The sequence below is a fragment of the Acinetobacter minutum genome (assembly GCF_035916735.1).
Classification (GTDB): domain Bacteria; phylum Pseudomonadota; class Gammaproteobacteria; order Pseudomonadales; family Moraxellaceae; genus Acinetobacter.
This window is the reverse complement of record NZ_JAQIHG010000061.1, coordinates 1-2,144: the sequence shown is the minus strand read 5'-3', so window position 1 is coordinate 2,144 and position 2,144 is coordinate 1. Positions and strand designations below refer to the sequence as shown.

General features: G+C 46.4%; 3 protein-coding genes. All 3 read right to left on the bottom strand.

Annotated elements, in window-relative coordinates:
• On the bottom strand, positions 1-1,277 hold a 1,277-nt coding region (tnpC, locus tag PAE54_RS12365), incomplete at its 3' end, for an IS66 family transposase (RefSeq protein ID WP_326519655.1).
• Positions 1,278-1,351: 74 nt separating this feature from the next.
• On the bottom strand, positions 1,352-1,687 hold the full coding sequence (tnpB, locus tag PAE54_RS12360; protein WP_067728626.1) for an IS66 family insertion sequence element accessory protein TnpB: 336 nt from the start codon (positions 1,685-1,687) through the stop codon (positions 1,352-1,354).
• Complete coding sequence (gene tnpA, locus PAE54_RS12355) at positions 1,684-2,067, bottom strand: IS66-like element accessory protein TnpA (protein ID WP_326519654.1); 384 nt, start codon at positions 2,065-2,067, stop codon at positions 1,684-1,686. Before tnpA ends, tnpB begins: the two co-directional genes overlap by 4 nt.
• Between the last annotated feature and the right edge of the window lie 77 nt (positions 2,068-2,144).

The window sequence follows — 2,144 nt, the reverse complement described above, 5'->3', positions numbered from 1 at the left end:
CTGTGCTGTTGTCGGTATTCGCGGCGGTGTTCTGCTGTACTATCGGTCTTTTTCCTGAGTTCTGCTTCTATGGCATACAGTTTCTGAATCATCAGTAATGCCTGTTCAGCGATCTGACTTTTCCCAGTCACATGTAGCTCATGGAATTTACGACGTGCATGCGCCATGCAGCCCACCTCAATGACCTGGCCTGATTTAAAGCGTGCTTTATAACCACTGTAATCGTCACAGACCAGATGACCCTGCCAGCCATTCAGGAACGCTTCAGCATGCTGACCTGAACGACTATCCTGAAAGTCATAGATCACTGCCTGAACTGGATTGTACTGTGTAGTGGCATAGGCCCAGACATAACCTTTCTTCGGTTTTTTCTCATCATCACCCATCCGCATGATGGTGACCGGCGTTTCATCGGCATGCATCACCCGCTGTTGCAGCACCACCTGTTTTAAGGCATTGGCCAGAGGTTCCAGTTCCACACCGCAGCGACCAATCCAGTCAGATAAAGTAGATCTGGACAGATCAACACCTGCGCGTAGATAGATCAGGCGCTGACGGTACAGCGGAAAATGATCGGCATACTTCGATACCAGCACATGGCTGAGCAGTTCAGGTGAAGCAATGCCTTTATCAATCACATAGGCGGGCATCGCTTGCTGAGTCAGGGTGTCACACTGATCACAGACCCATTTGCCACGTACATGCTGTTCCTTATAGAACTGTGCCGGTCTGAAATGCAGTTTTTCACTGATATCTTCGCCGATACGACGTAACTGGCAGCCACAACTGCATTGGGTTGATGCAGGTTCATGCTCAATACGGATGGTGTGTAGATGATCGGGTAGCAGTCGACGTTTAGGTTTGTTGACTGTGGCTTTCTGTGTTGCTGCATCGGTTTTATCTGCATTCAGCCGCTCCAGTTCCAGATCGACTGCTGCGATATCTTCTTCGACCGCCTCATCCCACAGATGGATTTGTTTTGCGGTGAGATGTTCGTTTTTACTACCGAATTTGTGCTGTTTAAACAGCGCCAGTTCATGCTCGTATTTTTGATTGAGAATAGAAAGATGCTGAACTTTAGAATCTAATTGCTGATTGGTGACTTCAAGATGTTGAACTTTGGCATCTAATTGTTGATTTGATACTTCCAGATGTTGAACTTGAGCATCTAATTGTTGTTTATCTTCTGCGAGTTGTTGATGCTGCATCGCCAACTGCTGGGTAAATTCCAGCAGTTGTTCATGGGTCAGTTGGCTTAAATCAGGCAGCATTTTCATGACCGCAGTATGCCTGAGGTCATGACGCAGAGGAAATAGAACGTTTGGAGAATAGCAGAATGGACCAGCCTAGTTTAGAGCATCGTCACCACCTGCTGTCGTCCAATGCGCTGCCAAGGTAAACCCTGGATCAGTGCCTGTAACTGTTCCGGACTGATCGCCATGCTTTCACCCTGGTGAACCTGCGCCCAGTGGAATTTTCCCTGTTCCAGCCGCCGGGCACACAGCCAGATGCCCAGTCCATCATGTACCAGCACTTTCATGCGATGGCCACGTTTATTACAGAACAGGTAAGCACAATGCGGTTTAATGTAGCCAAAGGCTCTCACCACCTGAGCCATGACAGTATCCATCCCTGCTCGCATATCCAGAGGTTGGGTAGAAAGCCAGATTTCATCAATGCGTATCATGTTGCAAGTGCCTTGAGTAATTCTGCTAAAGCAGATATTTCTGATACTTGCCATTTCAAGCCAATTTCTGCTTTTGAGTGGGGTAAAGTAATTTGAACCTTTAACATGTCAGTAGGAGTAGGATCTAATGGTGCAGAGCAAGATAAGGCAATAAATGCAGGTTTATTCGGTAGTGGTGAGCGATCATTCCCTGGCTTACCATCAATTAAGCGAATCCATTTGGATACAAGATTTGTATTCAATCCATGTTGCAAAGCGACCGAAGCAATTGAAACGTCCGGTGCTTTACAAGCCTGAACGATCTGCTGTTTAAATTCAGCACTGTATGTTCTTCGTTTTTTCGCAAGAGATGCGATGGATGTCTGGTTATTTGTAGTCATAAATTTTAGTCCCCACTTGTTTTTAAGTGGGGACTAAATTAAGGCTTATAGGATGAATTCATAAGGTGTGTTCAGCG